The 16,102-nt window shown below is 34.5% G+C and carries 10 protein-coding genes; 7 read left to right on the top strand and 3 right to left on the bottom strand.

What is annotated here, in order from left to right; genetic code table 11:
- Positions 1-60: 60 nt before the first annotated feature.
- Positions 61-2,457, bottom strand: coding sequence for an endonuclease MutS2 (locus tag FTRAC_RS02035; RefSeq protein ID WP_013452562.1), 2,397 nt, complete (start codon positions 2,455-2,457; stop codon positions 61-63).
- A 15-nt stretch (positions 2,458-2,472) separates the two neighbouring features.
- Positions 2,473-2,841: a DUF4296 domain-containing protein gene (locus FTRAC_RS02030; protein ID WP_041649417.1), complete on the bottom strand. Its 369-nt coding sequence runs from the start codon at positions 2,839-2,841 to the stop codon at positions 2,473-2,475.
- A 136-nt stretch (positions 2,842-2,977) separates the two neighbouring features.
- On the opposite strand from FTRAC_RS02030, the gene FTRAC_RS02025 reads away from it, so the two are divergent.
- The 3 genes from FTRAC_RS02025 to FTRAC_RS02015 are packed head-to-tail and all read left to right on the top strand — an operon-like array spanning position 2,978 to position 5,770.
- Positions 2,978-3,856, top strand: coding sequence for a DUF58 domain-containing protein (locus FTRAC_RS02025; RefSeq protein WP_013452560.1), 879 nt, complete (start codon positions 2,978-2,980; stop codon positions 3,854-3,856).
- The gene (locus FTRAC_RS02020) at positions 3,853-4,743 is read left to right on the top strand and encodes a hypothetical protein (protein ID WP_013452559.1); all 891 of its coding nucleotides are present in this window, start codon (positions 3,853-3,855) and stop codon (positions 4,741-4,743) included. The genes FTRAC_RS02025 and FTRAC_RS02020 overlap by 4 nt, the downstream gene beginning before the upstream one ends.
- Positions 4,733-5,770: a vWA domain-containing protein gene (locus tag FTRAC_RS02015; RefSeq protein WP_013452558.1), complete on the top strand. Its 1,038-nt coding sequence runs from the start codon at positions 4,733-4,735 to the stop codon at positions 5,768-5,770. Before FTRAC_RS02020 ends, FTRAC_RS02015 begins: the two co-directional genes overlap by 11 nt.
- Before the next feature lie 93 nt (positions 5,771-5,863).
- Here FTRAC_RS02015 and FTRAC_RS02010 read toward each other — a convergent pair whose 3' ends face one another.
- Positions 5,864-9,754 carry a PAS domain-containing hybrid sensor histidine kinase/response regulator gene (locus FTRAC_RS02010; RefSeq protein ID WP_013452557.1) on the bottom strand — a complete coding sequence of 1,297 codons (3,891 nt, stop codon included), beginning with the start codon at positions 9,752-9,754 and terminating at the stop codon, positions 5,864-5,866.
- Positions 9,755-10,010: 256 nt separating this feature from the next.
- Here FTRAC_RS02010 and FTRAC_RS02005 point away from each other — a divergent pair, with 256 nt between their 5' ends.
- From FTRAC_RS02005 to FTRAC_RS01990, 4 genes are all read left to right on the top strand, one after another.
- On the top strand, positions 10,011-10,688 hold the full coding sequence (locus FTRAC_RS02005) for a response regulator transcription factor (protein ID WP_013452556.1): 678 nt from the start codon (positions 10,011-10,013) through the stop codon (positions 10,686-10,688).
- A gap of 1 nt (position 10,689) precedes the next feature.
- Positions 10,690-11,946 (top strand): sensor histidine kinase, encoded by a 1,257-nt coding sequence (locus tag FTRAC_RS02000; protein ID WP_013452555.1) that lies wholly within the window; start codon positions 10,690-10,692, stop codon positions 11,944-11,946.
- Positions 11,947-12,170: 224 nt separating this feature from the next.
- Positions 12,171-14,621, top strand: a complete 2,451-nt coding sequence (locus tag FTRAC_RS01995) for a TonB-dependent receptor domain-containing protein (protein ID WP_013452554.1) — start codon at positions 12,171-12,173, stop codon at positions 14,619-14,621.
- 128 nt (positions 14,622-14,749) lie between these two features.
- Positions 14,750-15,766 (top strand): tetratricopeptide repeat protein, encoded by a 1,017-nt coding sequence (locus FTRAC_RS01990; protein ID WP_041649415.1) that lies wholly within the window; start codon positions 14,750-14,752, stop codon positions 15,764-15,766.
- The last annotated feature ends 336 nt before the right edge of the window (positions 15,767-16,102 follow it).

Below are 16,102 nucleotides of genomic sequence, written 5' to 3'. Positions count from 1 at the left end.
TGATGCTATTTAATTATTTTTGTATTGTAAAACTGCAACCCTATTTTAGGACTTGACATATCAACTCAATCCCACCAAAGTAATCCCATCACCACCTCTTTCCTCATGTTCGTTTTTTAATGACTTCACATAATTATACTGCTTTAAGTAGTCTCTGATAAATTTCCTAAGGATGCCATCGCCTCTTCCGTGCAAAATGCTGACTTCATTATAGCCTAACACCATAGCATCATCTATAAATCTGTCTACTGCCTGAATGGCTTCTTCTGCTCGCATTCCTCTTACATCAATCTGATGCTTGAAATTGGTGCTGCGTTCTATCATGCCAGTGGAAGTCCCAGAAAAACTTTTCTTTTTCTCTTTCTTAATAGCTGTTTTAGACATTCTTTCCAGTCGGTTTAACTTAATTTTTGATTTAAGCTCTCCCAGCATGATTTCGGCTTCTTTTTGTCCCAATGATAAAACTTCACCGATAGTATCCTGGCCCTTAATTTTCACATAATCACCCACTTTGATTTCCCCTTCAGCAGTTTTGAAGACTGGTTTTGATGATTTAGCGGGTTTATTCTCGACAAGGGGCTCCATCTTTTGATCGTAATCACTCAACTGTTTACGAGCCTTTTTGGTCCGTTCCTTTTCTGCTTGAGATTCTTTTATTTCCCTGATCGCTTGCTCAACTCTTTTATTGGCCTCTTTAATGATAGATTTCGCTTCTTGCTTTGCTTCTGTGATGATTTGTTTCTTTTGGGTTTTTAGAAACTCATTGAGTTCATCATAATCCTGAGCACTTTTTTCTAGATGCTCTTCTCTTTTCTGAATTTCCTTAATCTTGGCTTCTAGTTCTCGTTTTTCCTTTCCTAGCTGATTTAGAAGCTTGTCATAATTCACGCGCTCTGTACCAATTTTCCCTTTGGCCTTATTCAAAATAGTGGGAGGGATGCCCATTTTCTCCGCTACTTCAATAGCAAATGAACTTCCTGGCTTACCTATTTCCAATTCATAAAGTGGCTCCAGATTTCGCTCATCAAATTTCATAGCACCATTAATGACATTCTGGTTTTTTACTGCAAAATTTTTGATATTGTCATAATGAGTGGTAATCACACCAAACGCTTTCTGGCTATACAATTCCTCTAAAATAGATTCTGCAATAGCTCCACCAAATCTAGGTTCTGTTCCTGTTCCAAATTCATCAATCAAAAACAAGGTTTGTTTATTAGAATTCAAAAGGAAGTTTTTCATATTCTGGAGATGAGAACTGTACGTACTCAAATCATTTTCAATACTTTGTTGATCGCCAATATCAATAAATAGATTGGCAAAAATTCCACATTTACTGTCAGGGTGGACAGGAATGAGTAATCCGCATTGCAGCATAAATTGCAAAAGTCCCACCGTTTTCAATGCTACTGATTTACCACCTGCATTGGGCCCAGAAATGATCAATATCCTTTTATCCCCTTTCAATTGGATGGAAAGCGGGATCACTTTTTTATTTTGTTCAGCAAGGCTAAGTTTTAATAAAGGGTGTTCTGCATTTCTAAATTCAATTATTCTTGAATTTTCCAGTTGTGGAAAAACAGCTCCAATTTTCTGAGCAAACCGAGCCTTGGCTCTTATGAAATCCACGATGGCTAAGAATTTATAAGCTTTTTCCAGGTTTTCCAGTTCAGGTTTTACGAGAGCAGTCAATTGGGTCAAAATCTTAACGATTTCTCTACGTTCTGCATATTGCAGCTCTCTTACCTCATTATTTAATTCTAAGGCTTCTGTAGGTTCAATATAAACTGTCTGACCTGTACCAGATTGATCATGGATAAATCCTTTCACCCTTCTTTTATATTCCGCTAAAACGGGGATTACAATCCTCCCGTCACGAACAGTGATAGAAGCATCTTCTGGGGTATATTTGTTGGCAGATGCTTGTTTATAGATCTTCTCAACTTGTCTTCTAAGTTGGGCTTGAGCTCTGAAAATATCGCTTCTAATCTGCTGTAAAGCTGAACTAGCATTATTTCTTAAACTGCCTCTTTCATCTATTTTAGCATCTATGGCTTTGTATAAATCAGGCTCTAGATTTACCGCCTTTCGCAAGTTAAAAAGATAAGGATATTCCTCTTCAAATTCATCGAAGAAAGAAATACAATCCAAGATGGTTTTAAGGCTTAACTTTAAATCAAAAAATTCCTCTTCAGTTAGAAAAGCCCCGTTGACTTTAGCCCTTTTTATAAAATGGCTAACATCAATGAAATTCCCTGAAGGAAAATATTCTCCAGAATGAAAGATTTTAAGAAATTCATCGGTTTGAAGTAGGAGCGGTTCTAGCTTATCGAATTTTCGAATATAGCCCATTTTCTCCACGATTTCTTGCCCCAAGTTACTGCTACACTCAGCAGAAATCAAATCTCTTACTTTATCAAATCCAATCCTTTGTTCAAAATCAAGGGGTAATATCATAAAATCATTGGAGGTTTATTTTTTATTACTGTCTTTTCTCAAGTTATTAGCTTCATTAACTTGATTCCGTAAGCTAACAGTATCAATTACGATATCGTAAATTGTTTCCAGTTGCTCAGGATGCTCTAAATAGTATTTAAAGCTCTCTTTGTAGATAGAATCATTGGTATCGTGATCTTCAAATATTTTCAATTCATAGTGTCGTAAAATTATTCTTGAAGAATCCTGTCTCACAGCAATATTGCTTGCTTTATGTTCAGCCAAATAAATATCTGAAAGAATTATGGCCATTTTTTCTGGTGGAATTACGCCTTTTGGCCGCTCTTCTTTTCCACTACAGGAAACTATTATTAATATTGCGATGATGTAGCTAAGTTTTCTCATTTTTATACTTAATATTACAATTGGCTTCATCAAATTCGTTGCCAATTATATTTTTGTAAACTGATAATGACAATTATCGTTATCTTTTTCGTTTGAGTTTTATGGATTGCAAAATTAACAATTTAAAAGACCTATTATGAGGGAGCTCTTTAAAAAGCTTCGAAAATATGAAATAAAAATTCGAAAAGCCGTAAACAACCAAATGCAGGGAGATTTTCATTCTGTATTTAAAGGTTCAGGTTTGGAATTTGATGATGTACGTCCATATCAATATGGAGATGATGTGCGAACCATCGATTGGAATGTTTCTGCTAAGGGACATGGGACCTTTGTAAAAACTTTTAAGGAAGATAAAGAACAGAATGTCTATTTCCTGATAGATGTAAGTGCATCACAGGAAATTGGCCTTGAGGGAAAGCAGAAATCTGATATCGCTAAAGAAATAGCTGGTATTTTATGCATTTCTGCTTTAAAAGAAGGGAGTCAGGTTGGGATGGTAGGCTTCTCCGATCAAAGGGAGCTTTATGTGAAACCTGGTAAAGGTCAAAAGCATGGTTATTATGCCATAACAAGACTTTTTGACTTAAAACCACAGTCCTTAAAGACCAGTTTAGATAAAGGTCTTTCCTATTTATTGGGATTGGTTAAAAGAAGAAGCGTTATATTTTTGATCAGTGATTTTGTAGATGAAGGATATGAGCATCATTTAAAAGCGTTGGCTCGTAAGCATGACTTAATTGTCATTCATATCAAAGATAAATTGGAAACTGATTTGCCTATGTTGGGCATCGTGCCTATCAAAGATAAAGAAACAGGCAAGACCCGATGGGTGAATACTTCAAGTGCAACATTTAAAAAGCATTTTCAGCAAAAAAATAAAGATCATTCTGCGGAATTAAAGGATATTTGTAAAAGAAATCAAGCAGATTATTTGCTTATTGACACGCAGGAAGACTATACATCCAAATTAATTAAACTATTTAAAATCAGGAATTTAAGCAAGAAAAAAGCATGAAGAAATACGGGTTGAGCTTAATTTTCAGTCTTGCATTTATCATAAATTTACTCGGGCAACAAATCGAGCCGAAAGGAAAATTCCTTCAAGACAGTATGGCGATTGGAGAGCCAGTAAAATATAGTTTGAGTATTCGTTACCCAGCGAACTTTCAGGTTTTAATGCCTGATTCTCTATATGATTATGCTCCTTTCGAGTATACAAGCAAGAAGTTTTTTCCAACGAAATCTGATAGCATTCAAAGCTTTGATAGTGTAGTTTATATTTTAACCTCATTTGAAATTGATAAAGTACAAAACCTCAAACTGCCCGTATTTATTGTTGAAGGCAATGATAGCACTGCAGTTTATGCCAAAATGGATTCCATCTATTTGCAAGAGCAGATTCAAGCAGTGAGCGACACTCTGCAAATGAAAACTGATGCGATCATCACTCGGCTAGATAAAGACTTCAATTATCCTTATTTAATTGCTTTTCTAATTGCACTTGGTATTATAATTCTACTAGTAATTATAATCTTTGGTAAAAAATTAAGAAAGAAATGGCAAGTCTGGCGATTGAATAAACGACATAAAAAGTTTAGGATTTCATTTGAAAGCAAATTAACCGCGGTAGGAGAAATGCCTGTAGGGAAAATCGAAAAATTGCTTTATACCTGGAAAAAGCATGCTGAATTTATTTCCAAATCGCCTTATGCTAAGCTTACTAGTAAAGAAATCAACCAAATGAAACAAAATGAAGAGTTATATGAGAATTTAAAGTCCATTGACAGAACGATTTATTCTTCAAAAGGAAGGGAGAATGCTACAGAAGCTTTCCAATTCCTATTGAGTTATGCTGATGTAATTTTAGAAGAAAGAATTAAAGCTATAGCAGATGGAAAGTAATAATTGGTTTAGTTTAGATTGGTTTTCTCCTGAAAGACTTAAGGCTTTTGAATATGAATTTCCTATGGCTTTTTATGCCATGATTGCTCTACCCATTATATATTTATTGGTAGAATGGTTAAAAAGTAGATTCAGTCCCAAAGTACCGGTTGCCTTTAGAGGTGAAGGAATAGGCTTTCAATTTTCTTCTATTCTCCGATTTATTCCCTTAATTCTACTATTATTTTCAGCACTTTTAATGTTGTTAGCCTTAGCACGCCCGCAACAAACCAACGAGCGTGTAGAGCAATGGACTGAAGGTATTGATATTATGTTGGTATTGGATATCTCAGAGTCTATGAAGATTCAGGATTTCACGCCTAATCGCTTGGAGGCAGCTAAGCAAGTAGCCAATGATTTTATAGATGGTAGGTTTCAAGATAGAATAGGATTGACCATTTTCAGTGGTGAAGCTTACTCCTTATCTCCATTAACTACTGACTATAAAATGTTGAAAAATCAGATTACGGATATTGATTTTAAAATGATGGAAGCTTCAGGCACTGCAATTGGAAGTGCGCTGGCTGTGGGAACAAACAGAATGCGTGAATCTGATTCAAAATCCAAAGTCTTGATTTTATTAAGTGATGGCGATAACAATGCAGGAAATATTGATCCTGAAACTTCTGCAAAACTGGCCAATGCTTATGGTATTAAAATTTATACCATTGCAATTGGCAAGGAGGGTAAAGTGCCTTATGGAAAAGATTTCTTCGGGAGAACCCGTTACATTGAAAATTCAATGGATGTAACAGGACTTAAAAATATAGCCAAGATAGGTGAGGGGCAATTTTATAGAGCAACAGATAATCAAGCTTTGGAAGAAGTATTCAGTATAATTGACCAATACGAAAAAGCAGAAATCAAAGAAACTCGATACAAAAACACTAAAGATTATTATGATGTTTACCTGAAATGGGCGATTGTTTTTTTTCTGTTATGGATGCTGACCAAGACCACTTATATTTCGAATGTTTTGGTAGACTAAGATCTACATGAAAGTGTATTGTAGTTAGCTATTTAGTTAAATTCTCTATGCTGCAGCTTTCGATCTTGCAAATAAATAGATTCCATTTTAAGCTCATTTCTCCTCTTGCAAAATCTTGATCAATTTGTGCAGCTCAGGAATTATTTTGGACTTCATATATTGGGTTACTTTCTTGTTATAAAAGCTCGGCCTATCAAATTGGTCAATCAATAGCGCTAGATTTTCAAAGCATGCTGCCAATGCAGTACCTTTTAGTTTGTGCAATACATTTCTTAAAGCTTGTAAATTTTCAATTTCAATAGTTTCATTCACCTGTCGCTCAAAAGTTTTCATATTTTCTTGAGCCAAGGTGATGAAACTAATATAATGGGCGTCATTGTGGTTTAGGCGTTTCAATAACTCTTCCTTATTAAAAATCATCAGCTTATGAGATTGTTCTTTCACGGGCTGTTTACTTTTGATTCTTCCGCCTAGCTTGAGTTTTTCTAATGTTTTCAATAAATCATCCTGAATTAAAGGTTTTTCTAGAAAATCGTCTATCCCGGCTGCTAAAGCATTTTCTTTCTCTTCCTTCAGAACGCCCGCTGAAAGTGCTATTATAGGTGTTTTAGTATCAGGATCTTCAAGCGTTCTGATAATCTCGCTTGCTTCAATTCCACTTAAAACTGGCATTTGAATATCCATTAACACCAAGTCGGGACGGTGCTTTTTGAATTCCTCAATAGCTTTCTCCCCATTTTCAGCATGGATTAATTCAGACTCCGGTAAAGCATTTTCCAGTATTCTAAATATTAGAAATTTATTGACTTCATTATCCTCTGCAATTAGAATTTTATTCAAATGAAAGCCTAATTCCGGTGTAGAATCTTCTTCTATCAACGCATCTCCACGTAAAACTCCTGTATCTATCTGATATATTAATTCCAATAGTTTAGATGGGAGCACGGGTTTAGGCAGTTTAAACATATCTGGTTCATCTACATATTTAGAATAGAAGAATTCACTTTCAATATGTTTATGTAAAAAAATTACAGAGCAGTTTCCTAACAAATTTCGCTCCTTCAACATGCTAAGTAATTCAAGACCATTAATATTGGGCATCTCCTCATCAATAATAATCAGATCATAGTCCTTTTTATCCGATATTTTTTTGTGCGCCTCAACTGCTGATTGACAGTAGTCTACTTTGACATTTAAAGCATTCAAAATCTTCTTGAAAGCTCGAATTTGCAGTAAGTTATCATCTACCACTAGTAGCTTTTGAAGCTTTCTAAGGGGCTTCTCAATTTTATTCTGCTCTAAGGTTTTTGCTGATTTTGTTACAGCGATTGAAAAACTAAAATTACTTCCCTTGTTCACTTCACTTTCAAGATGCAATCGGCTCTGCATCATTTTCAATAATTTATTTGAAATAGTGAGCCCCAAACCAGAACCTCCAAATTTCCGCGTAGTGGAAACATCTGCTTGCTCAAATGCGCGAAATATATTTTTCTGCTGTTTCGCTGAAATGCCAATACCTGTATCTATTACTTCAAACTTCAGTTTGTCCTCTTTGTGAAGCTTAGTTACTTTGAGCGCGATGTTGCCACTTTCTGTAAATTTGACAGCATTTCCCAATAAGTTGATTAGAATTTGTCTAAGTCTCAATTCATCTGCTTCAAAATAGATTGGGACATCAGGGTCGTACTCAATCAAAAGTTCCAGGTTTTTTTGTGAGGCTTGAAATGTAATAAAACTGACGGCTGATTCTACCAGCTCTAAGCCATTGATTTCCTCCATTTGCAGTTTTAATTTTCCTGCCTCTATTTTTGAGAAATCCAGAATATCATTGATAATGCCGAGGAGCGAATGCGCTGAATTATAAATATGTTGGGTATAATCAGTTTGGAGAATATTTAAATTAGTCTTCCTCAAAAGATCAGAAAAACCAATTACGCCATTTAGGGGAGTTCTGATTTCATGGCTCATATTGGCTAAGAATGTAGATTTGGCTTGATTAGCAGCTTCTGCTGATTTTTTAGCTTCTAAAAGTTGTTTTTCAGACTTTACTCTATTGCTAATATCATTGAAAGTAACAAGAGCCCACTGCGCATCTTCTTCTTCTATTATCTTGATGTTTGCAGCTATCCATATTGTTTTTTCAGTTTTCGTATTGAGTAGTTGAACTGTAACATCATTAAGTGATTTCTTTTCTTCTAATGCAATTGCTACTGGATGCTGTTCAGCTGAAATAAAATTTCCATTAACATCTAAAAGTTTAATTGGAGTACTCATTAGACGTTTGCCCACCACTTCAAACTTGTCTAGTTCAAGAATCTTGGCTGCACTGTCATTCATGGAGCGAATAATTCCTTTGCTATCGTAAAATAGCAAAGCTTCATTCATTGAACTGATAATGTTCTGTAATTGCCTTTCATTTTCTTGAACTTTGAGTTCTGTGTTTTTCCTTTGAGTAATATCAGACAGCGTTCCGAACCAATACCAGTTTCCATCTAGGTCTTTGCTAGGCTGTGAAGTTGCCTTTACCCACTTGGTTTGACCTTTTACAACAATGCGAAACTCTAAATTGAAATATTGATAGTTGTCTAAAGCATAATTATTCGCTTTTAAAAATAATTCTAAGTCCTCTGGGTGTACTATATCGTGGGCAAAATCATTGGTATCTATATCTCTGCCTTCAACTCCAATCATCTTCTTAAAGGGTGGACTCATATAGTTCAGCTCCCCATTTCTATTGAGTTTGTAAACCCCAATGGGAATATTCTCAACTAGTTCATTGTACTGCTTCGTTTTCTCCTGTAATTGAAATTCGTTCTTCTTTTGGTCATCAATATTTTGAATTGTCCCATAAAGTCTTTGAACCTTATTATCAGAAATTTCTGGAATTCCGATTATTCGGGCCCAAAATACATTTCCTTTTCCTGAGCGCACTTGCAATTCTAAATCGAACTGTTGATGCTTCTGAAAACTTTCCTCCAGCGTTGATTTAAGATTTTCTACCCTAGCACTATCTACTACGAAATCGAACACACCTTCATAGCTTGGCTGGTAGTTTTCTTCTACTTCACAAATACTTCTTGTATTTTCAGTCCATTCGATTTCGCCTGTGATTAAATTCCAACTCCAGCCCCCGGTTTTGGTTATTGAATTGGTTTGTAAAAGTAAAGCTTTGGTTCTATCTAATTCTTTTTCGGCTTTTTTGCGTTCAGAAATTTCCAGTATGATACCAGATTGATAGATTGGCATCAGTCCCGGTTTCAGACCTTCTACTCTTCCATTATTTAAAACCCAAATCCAATGTCCTTCTTTATGCTTTAGCCTGATTTCAAATTCATAATGGATAACGGGTTTATCTTTCTGATTATCAAAAAAATTAGTCATTACATCCATATCCTCAGGGTGTACCAAATCAGACCACTTAGTTAAACTAAGTTGCTTTAATTCATCATAGCTATATCCTAGCGCATTTGCATAATATTCATTTATGATATATGACGCCTTAGTGTTGTCCCAGTCGTAAGTTCCGAGGTTACTACTAGAAATAATCAGGTCCAACCTCTTTTTTTCTTTAGCTAGGGCATTTTCAGTTTCTTTAAGTTGAGTTATATCTTGGATGGTGCCTCTATAAATGAGTTCATTACCACTTTCAACCTTAGAAGCAATCTCATGAACATATTTTACATTTCCCTTTTTAGTAATGATTCTATGAACAAGATTAAAATAACCAGTTTTAAAAGCTTTTACATCTTCTTCATAAACGATAGCCTCATCTTCAGGATGAACCATTTCTTTAAACGAAGTAATGGTGGGTTGATAGGAGGTAGGATCACATTCAAAAATATCAAAAACAACAGCAGACCAGTGGATGTCACCAGAGTTTACATTGGCTTCCCAATTTCCTATTTGAGCTAATTGCTGCGCTTTTAGTAATCGTTGGTTGCTTTCCTCCAGTTCACGAGCAATGGATAAATCGTTTGCTTTCATTTTTCCCTATTCTAGCATTAAATTCTTACTTTATTTTGATTTATTCAATTGTTTTACCATTTAATTTTTTGTAACTATTTGCTTATGTGATATTTAATACATTAGTATCTTCAAATTTGCTTCAGAATTCAGACCTAATTTTACATTTAAAACGGATATAATAAGTCAAAAAAAAGTAATTTATATATAGATTTTACAGACTTTACGTATTCTAATTATAAAAATTAGAGTAGTTTTAAAGACTACAAAAAGGAAAATGAAAGTATTAATTGTAGAAGACCAGATAGAACTAGCAAAGAATATTGAAGAATACCTTAAAAAAGAAGGCTTTCAAACAAGTGTTGCCCCAGATTTCTTTACGGCTACCGATAAATTGGCGGCCTATGAATATGATGTGGTCATCATTGATTTAATGTTACCAGATGGAAATGGAATGGATTTACTTTATTCATTAAGAGCCAACAGAAAAAGTATCGGTACATTAATCTTATCAGCTAAAAATTCTATTGATGACAAAGTTCGAGGACTAGATGCAGGTGCAGATGATTATTTGGGGAAACCATTTCACCTACTCGAATTAGCCTCCAGATTAAAAGCGATTTACAGAACTAGAAAGCAAGAAAGCAGCAACGTAATTGAATTAGATAAAATTTTGATTGATACAGATAAAAAGGAGGTGAAAGTTGGAAATCAATTTCTTGATTTGACAAAAAAGGAATATGAAATGCTGTTATTTTTTGCCAATAATGCCAAGAGAGTGTTAACCAAACAGAATATTGCAGAGCACCTTTGGGGAGATTTTATTGATCAAAGCGATTCCTTTGATTTTGTATATCAACATATTAAAAACTTAAGAAAGAAAATTCAAAAAGCAACAGGATCAGATTTATTGGAGACTGTGTATGGAGTAGGCTATAAGCTCAAAAAATTATAATATGAGATTAATTACCAAAATAGTATTGATATTCCTTGGGCTGTCATTGATTGTATTTATAATTGGCGCGCTAGTAACAGTACAAATTATTTCCAATGAAGTAAAAAAAGAAGAACGATGGTTTCTACAAGAAAGGCTAAGATCCACTGAAAAATACATTGAAAAAAGAGAGCCTACTAAAGATATAATTCGGGATAAAGTCATCATTTTACCCAAAGAAGATTCCATTGAAACTGATAATATTATTTTTTCTGACACAATAGTCTATCACAGCACATTAGAGAGGCCAGAGAAACACAATAAATTAGATGTAGGTAAAAAAATTAATGGAAGATTTTATAAGATTACCCTTTACGATATTATTATAGAGCAAGACGACATAGTAGATGGCGTAATTGAGTCATTGGTGAAAACCTATATTCTTTTGTTAGTAGTGGTGCTGTTAGGCAGTTGGCTGCTTTCAAGAAGGTTGTTGAAGCCATTTGAAGATACACTTTCGGCAATCAGAAAGTTTGATATAAAGGAAAATGAGTCATTCGAATTGCCTGAAACAGGAACAAAGGAATTTAAAAGGTTGAATGCTTTTATTGATCAAATGTCACGAAAAGTATTGGCAGATTATCAATCTTTGAAAGAATTTACCGAAAATGCCAGTCATGAAATTCAAACACCCATAAGTATTGCCAAAGGGAAATTGGAGCTTTTACAAGACGGAGACTTAAATGAAGAACAGAAGCAATTAGTGAGTGAGGCTTCTAAAAGTTTATCTAATTTATCAAAATTAGGAAATACCTTAACACTCTTGGCAAAAATTGATAATCAAGAATTTGAGCAAAAAGAAAGTGTTGATGTTAGCCATACGCTGGAAGATTTACTAGCTGAGTATGAAGAACTGATTTATTTAAAAGGCATTACGTTAAGCAAAAAAACAGAAGCTGACATTGAATGGAACATTCATCCAGTGCTGCTAGAAATTTTGATTACGAACCTTTTAAACAATGCAATAAAGCATAATCTATCTGAGGGTGGTTTCATAAAAGTCTATTTAGAAAATAATCAACTTATAATTGAAAATTCTGGAAAACCCCTAAACTATAAACCAGAGCTACTTTTTGCCCGATTTAAAAAAGGAAACCAAAGTAGTTCATCTTTAGGTCTTGGTTTAGCAATTATTCAAAAAATCTGTATAGTTAGCGGTTTAAAAATAAATTATATCAATAAAGAACAGCTACATCAAATTACCATTGAAAGACAGTAGACAGTAGACAAAATTGCAAAATTTGATGCCTTAGTTCACAATTGTATTTCCATTTATATCAAAGAAATATTTCCAATTATTTCAACTTTATTCTTTATTCAAACAATTTACTTCAAAAAATACTTGTAGATACATTAAATTTTTATTCAAACTGAGGGAAATTCAAATTTCCTTCAGAATTGGGTGCTAATTTTGAGTTAAAATAAAGATTGAAAAGCAAAAACATGTTCAATACAAGTAAAATTTTTCTGAAAGTATTAATTCTGACTGTATTAGGTTTCAGTTCCCAAGCCTCTTGGGCACAAAATACAACCATTAGCGGTAAACTGATTGATGGGAAAACCGAAGCGCCACTGGCCTACGCCAATGTAAGCGTTTTTGATAATAATGATGAACTGGTGACCGGAACGGTCACACCAGAATCAGGAGTTTTTCAATTGCAAGTGGAAAGAGGAGAGTACACCTTAAGAATTCAGTTTATATCTTATCAAACGATCAATAGAAAATTAAATGCCAATCAAAATAGCATAGATTTAGGTACTATTGAGCTAAGTGAAGATGTCAATCAGTTATCAGAAGTAGAGGTGGTTGCTAAAAGACCACAAATGGAAATGAAGCTGGATAAAAGAGTTTTTAATGTCAGCGAAGATCTTAGTAACATTGGAAGTAATGCGGAATCCTTATTAGATAATCTCCCTAGCGTTACGGTAGATATCGAAGGAAATGTTTCTTTAAGAGGAAGCGGAAATGTAAGAATTTTAATAGATGGTCGTCCATCAGGTTTAGTAGGTATCAGTGGTGGGTCCGCATTAAGACAGATACAAGCTGATCAAATTGAAAGAGTAGAGGTCATTACCAATCCATCTGCACGTTATGAGGCTGAAGGAAATGCAGGAATCATTAATATTATCATGAAGAAAGAGAAAAAAGGTGGTTTTAATGGAAGTGTAAGTACAAACCTGGGGTATCCTATAATTGGTGGAGTAAATAGCAACGTCAACTACAGAAAAGGAAACATTAACCTCTTTGGTGCATACGGGATAACCTACCGAGAGAATTTTGGAGGTGGCTACATTGATCAAGAATTTACCCCTGAAGACACCACCTATTCCACCTATGTTGACAGACAGAGAGAAAGAAGTGGTATTTCTCAAAATGCAAGATTTGGATTAGATTATAGTTTCAATGAAAATACTACTTTAACGGGTTCCTTCCTTTATAGAATTTCTGATGAAAACAATTTGAGCTATAATTATTACGATGATTATAACGGCATTAATAGGGATACTCGAGAATTGGTAAGACGTTCTGTTAGAATTCAAGATGAAAAAGAAGACGAGGAAGTATTGGAATATGAATTAAATTTCACCAAAACTTTCGGAGGTGATGATGACCATAAATTTACCGCTGATTTTCAATACCGAAATAATACAGAAACTGAAGATTCAGATTTAAGAAATGAAAGATTTATAATTTCTCAGAATCAATTCGTTGATAGTATTCAACAACGATCTTTGATTGACGAGTTTTCAGAGAACATCTTAATGCAGGCTAATTATGTTAAGCCTATAGGTGAAAACAGATCATTTGAGACTGGTTGGAGAAGTACACTCAGAACCATCACGAATGAATATGAAGTAACCCAGAATGTTGAGGGACAGGAAGCGGATAGTGTTTTAAGCGATTTTACCAATGATTTTATTTACAATGAGAATGTGCATGCCTTATATGCCATTTATAATAGTGAATTCAATAAGTTTACTTACCAACTCGGACTAAGAGCAGAGTTAACTGATATCACAACTCGTTTAAAATCTCCTGTAGACACTACTAATGCCAGAGATTACTTAAATCTATTTCCTAGTGTTTTTATGACTTATGAATTCACTAAATTACATTCTTTGCAGGCTAGTTATAGCAGAAGGTTTGACCGTCCAGGCTTCAGATCCCTAAACCCATTTTCTAATTTTAATGATGATAGGAACATAAGAATTGGTAATCCTAATTTGAACCCAGAGTTTACGGATTCCTATGAAGTGGGATTGGTAAATAATTTTAACGATGCAACGCTTTACAGTGGTCTGTATTATAGAAGAACTACTGGAGTAACCGAACGCATCAATACAGTGATCGATGGAATAACTTATGCGCAACCGCAAAATTTAGCTGAAAGAAATTCAATAGGTATCGAAAATAATTACTCTCATGACTTGAATGATTGGTGGCGATTAAATGGAAATTTAAATGTCTTCTATTCAGAGACTTATGGTGTAGTAGATGAACAAGTTTTTCAAGCAGAAACCTTTACAGCATCCGGAAGAGCTACTTCTCAAATGAGTTTTGATAATGATTTCAATTTTCAATTAAGTGCATTTTACCGAGCACCGCAACAGACTACTCAAGGAACTAGAAAGGCTTTTTATATGGTGGATTTGGGTTTTAGTAAGGATGTGTTGGATAAGAAGGGGACATTGGCATTGAATGTCAGAGATTTATTGAATTCCAGAAAATGGAGAACCACAACCTCAGGTGAAGATTTCTATTATGAATCAGAGTTTCAGTGGAGAACTACAACTGTAACGCTTTCATTCGATTACAGAATCAATTCCAATAAAAGAAATAAAGAAAAAGGTAGAGAAGGCGGTGATTATGAAGGCGGAGGAGATGAATATTAATAAAGATAATTTAGTTTAGTTTAGTTTAGCTTAATTTTAAGTAAAGCACGGATTTTTAAATCCGTGCTTTTTTGTTTCAACCAAAAACTGCAATTTTCCGTCAAGTTACATTATACGAATCTATACCAATGAAAAACTACATACTATTGCTTCTTATTCCTATCATTTTTGCTTGTTCAAACAAAGAGCAGAGGCAAGAAAGTCTAATTCAAAAAGGCTATCAGTCTTTAGAGCAAGGTCAAGAAAAACAAGCATTTAATTATTTTGAAAGTGCCATTGATATCAATGAAGAGAATGCCTCTGCCTGGAATGGATTGGGTGTAGCACATTATCAAAATGGTCATCCTTATGAAGCTGTTCAAGCTTTTAACAAAGCAGTCCAGTATAAACCAGATTATACAAGAGCATATTATAATAGAAGCAATGCCTTCTATCAAACGGGTGAATATTATAGGGCATTGGATGATTTAGAACCTGTTTTGGAAGATTATCAAGATTCAGCATTTGCTCATATGGCGCATGGTTTGGCTTTAGTGGGTTTAGAAAATTATCCTGAAGCAAAAATCTCCTTTGATAAGGCTTTATCCTTAAATCCGGAAAATGCTGAAATCCACACAAATTTGGCAGCGGTGGATTATTATCAAAAGAATAATGAAGCTGCAGTTATCCACTTGGAAAATGCCTTGAAGCTTAATCCAGAAGAAGCAAATGCATGGAATTTATTGGCATTGATCCAATCAGAACAGGAATTATATGAGTCTGCATTGGAATCGGTCAACAAAGCCCTGAAATTACAACCTGGCCAGCCTTATTTTCTCAATAATAAGGGATATATCTTAACTTTCATGGGAAAGTATGAACAAGCTTATGAAGATTTAAGAAAAAGCATCGTAAGGGATGAAAATAATCCTTACGTCTATAGAAATTTAGGGATTTTAGCTTTGAAGCAGAAGGATTACGAAGAAGCCATCCGTCAGTTTGAAAATGCTTATAAGCGAAAAAGTGACTTAGCCTCACTAAATTACTATAGAGGAGAAGCGTTCCGATTATCAGATGAAATGGATAAAGCATGTGAAGCCTACAAAAAATCTCAAGAATTAGAAGAAGAGAAAGGAATTAAAGCCTATCAACAATTCTGCAAATAAACACCTACAGGTATCCAAAGGCTACTATTACTTTAACCACGGAGTTGCACGAAGTTTTACACAAAGAACACAAAGTGATAGCAAAAACTGTTGATTGATTACTGAATTATTCTATAAATTCGCCTAAAAACCAAATTTCTTATCTCACAATTCACCTTGACTATTTTTTTGTAAATCTCTGTGCCACTATGTGAAAGACTTTGTGCCACTTTGCGATTAATCATTCACAGCCTATGGCTGTCTTTCTATTTCTCTTGTGGTTAAATATTTACAGCCTATGGCTGTTACCGATCTGTAAAACTCTGCAGTTAATTTCTTCGGAATAGAACAATAAAT

This window comes from Marivirga tractuosa DSM 4126 (genome assembly GCF_000183425.1).
In the GTDB taxonomy this organism is placed as follows: domain Bacteria; phylum Bacteroidota; class Bacteroidia; order Cytophagales; family Cyclobacteriaceae; genus Marivirga; species Marivirga tractuosa.
The sequence above is the reverse complement of the archived record's forward strand: the minus strand, read 5'-3'. Positions and strand labels throughout refer to the sequence as shown.

Bases quoted from the DNA above. Each gene is read 5' to 3' on its own strand.
- FTRAC_RS02035 (WP_013452562.1), bottom strand. From the start codon at position 2,457: ATGATATTACCCCTTGATTTTGAACAAAGGATTGGATTTGATAAAGTA.
- FTRAC_RS02030 (WP_041649417.1), bottom strand. From the start codon at position 2,841: ATGAGAAAACTTAGCTACATCATCGCAATATTAATAATAGTTTCCTGT.
- FTRAC_RS02025 (WP_013452560.1), top strand. From the start codon at position 2,978: ATGAGGGAGCTCTTTAAAAAGCTTCGAAAATATGAAATAAAAATTCGA.
- FTRAC_RS02020 (WP_013452559.1), top strand. From the start codon at position 3,853: ATGAAGAAATACGGGTTGAGCTTAATTTTCAGTCTTGCATTTATCATA.
- FTRAC_RS02015 (WP_013452558.1), top strand. From the start codon at position 4,733: ATGGAAAGTAATAATTGGTTTAGTTTAGATTGGTTTTCTCCTGAAAGA.
- FTRAC_RS02010 (WP_013452557.1), bottom strand. From the start codon at position 9,754: ATGAAAGCAAACGATTTATCCATTGCTCGTGAACTGGAGGAAAGCAAC.
- FTRAC_RS02005 (WP_013452556.1), top strand. From the start codon at position 10,011: ATGAAAGTATTAATTGTAGAAGACCAGATAGAACTAGCAAAGAATATT.
- FTRAC_RS02000 (WP_013452555.1), top strand. From the start codon at position 10,690: ATGAGATTAATTACCAAAATAGTATTGATATTCCTTGGGCTGTCATTG.
- FTRAC_RS01995 (WP_013452554.1), top strand. From the start codon at position 12,171: ATGTTCAATACAAGTAAAATTTTTCTGAAAGTATTAATTCTGACTGTA.
- FTRAC_RS01990 (WP_041649415.1), top strand. From the start codon at position 14,750: ATGAAAAACTACATACTATTGCTTCTTATTCCTATCATTTTTGCTTGT.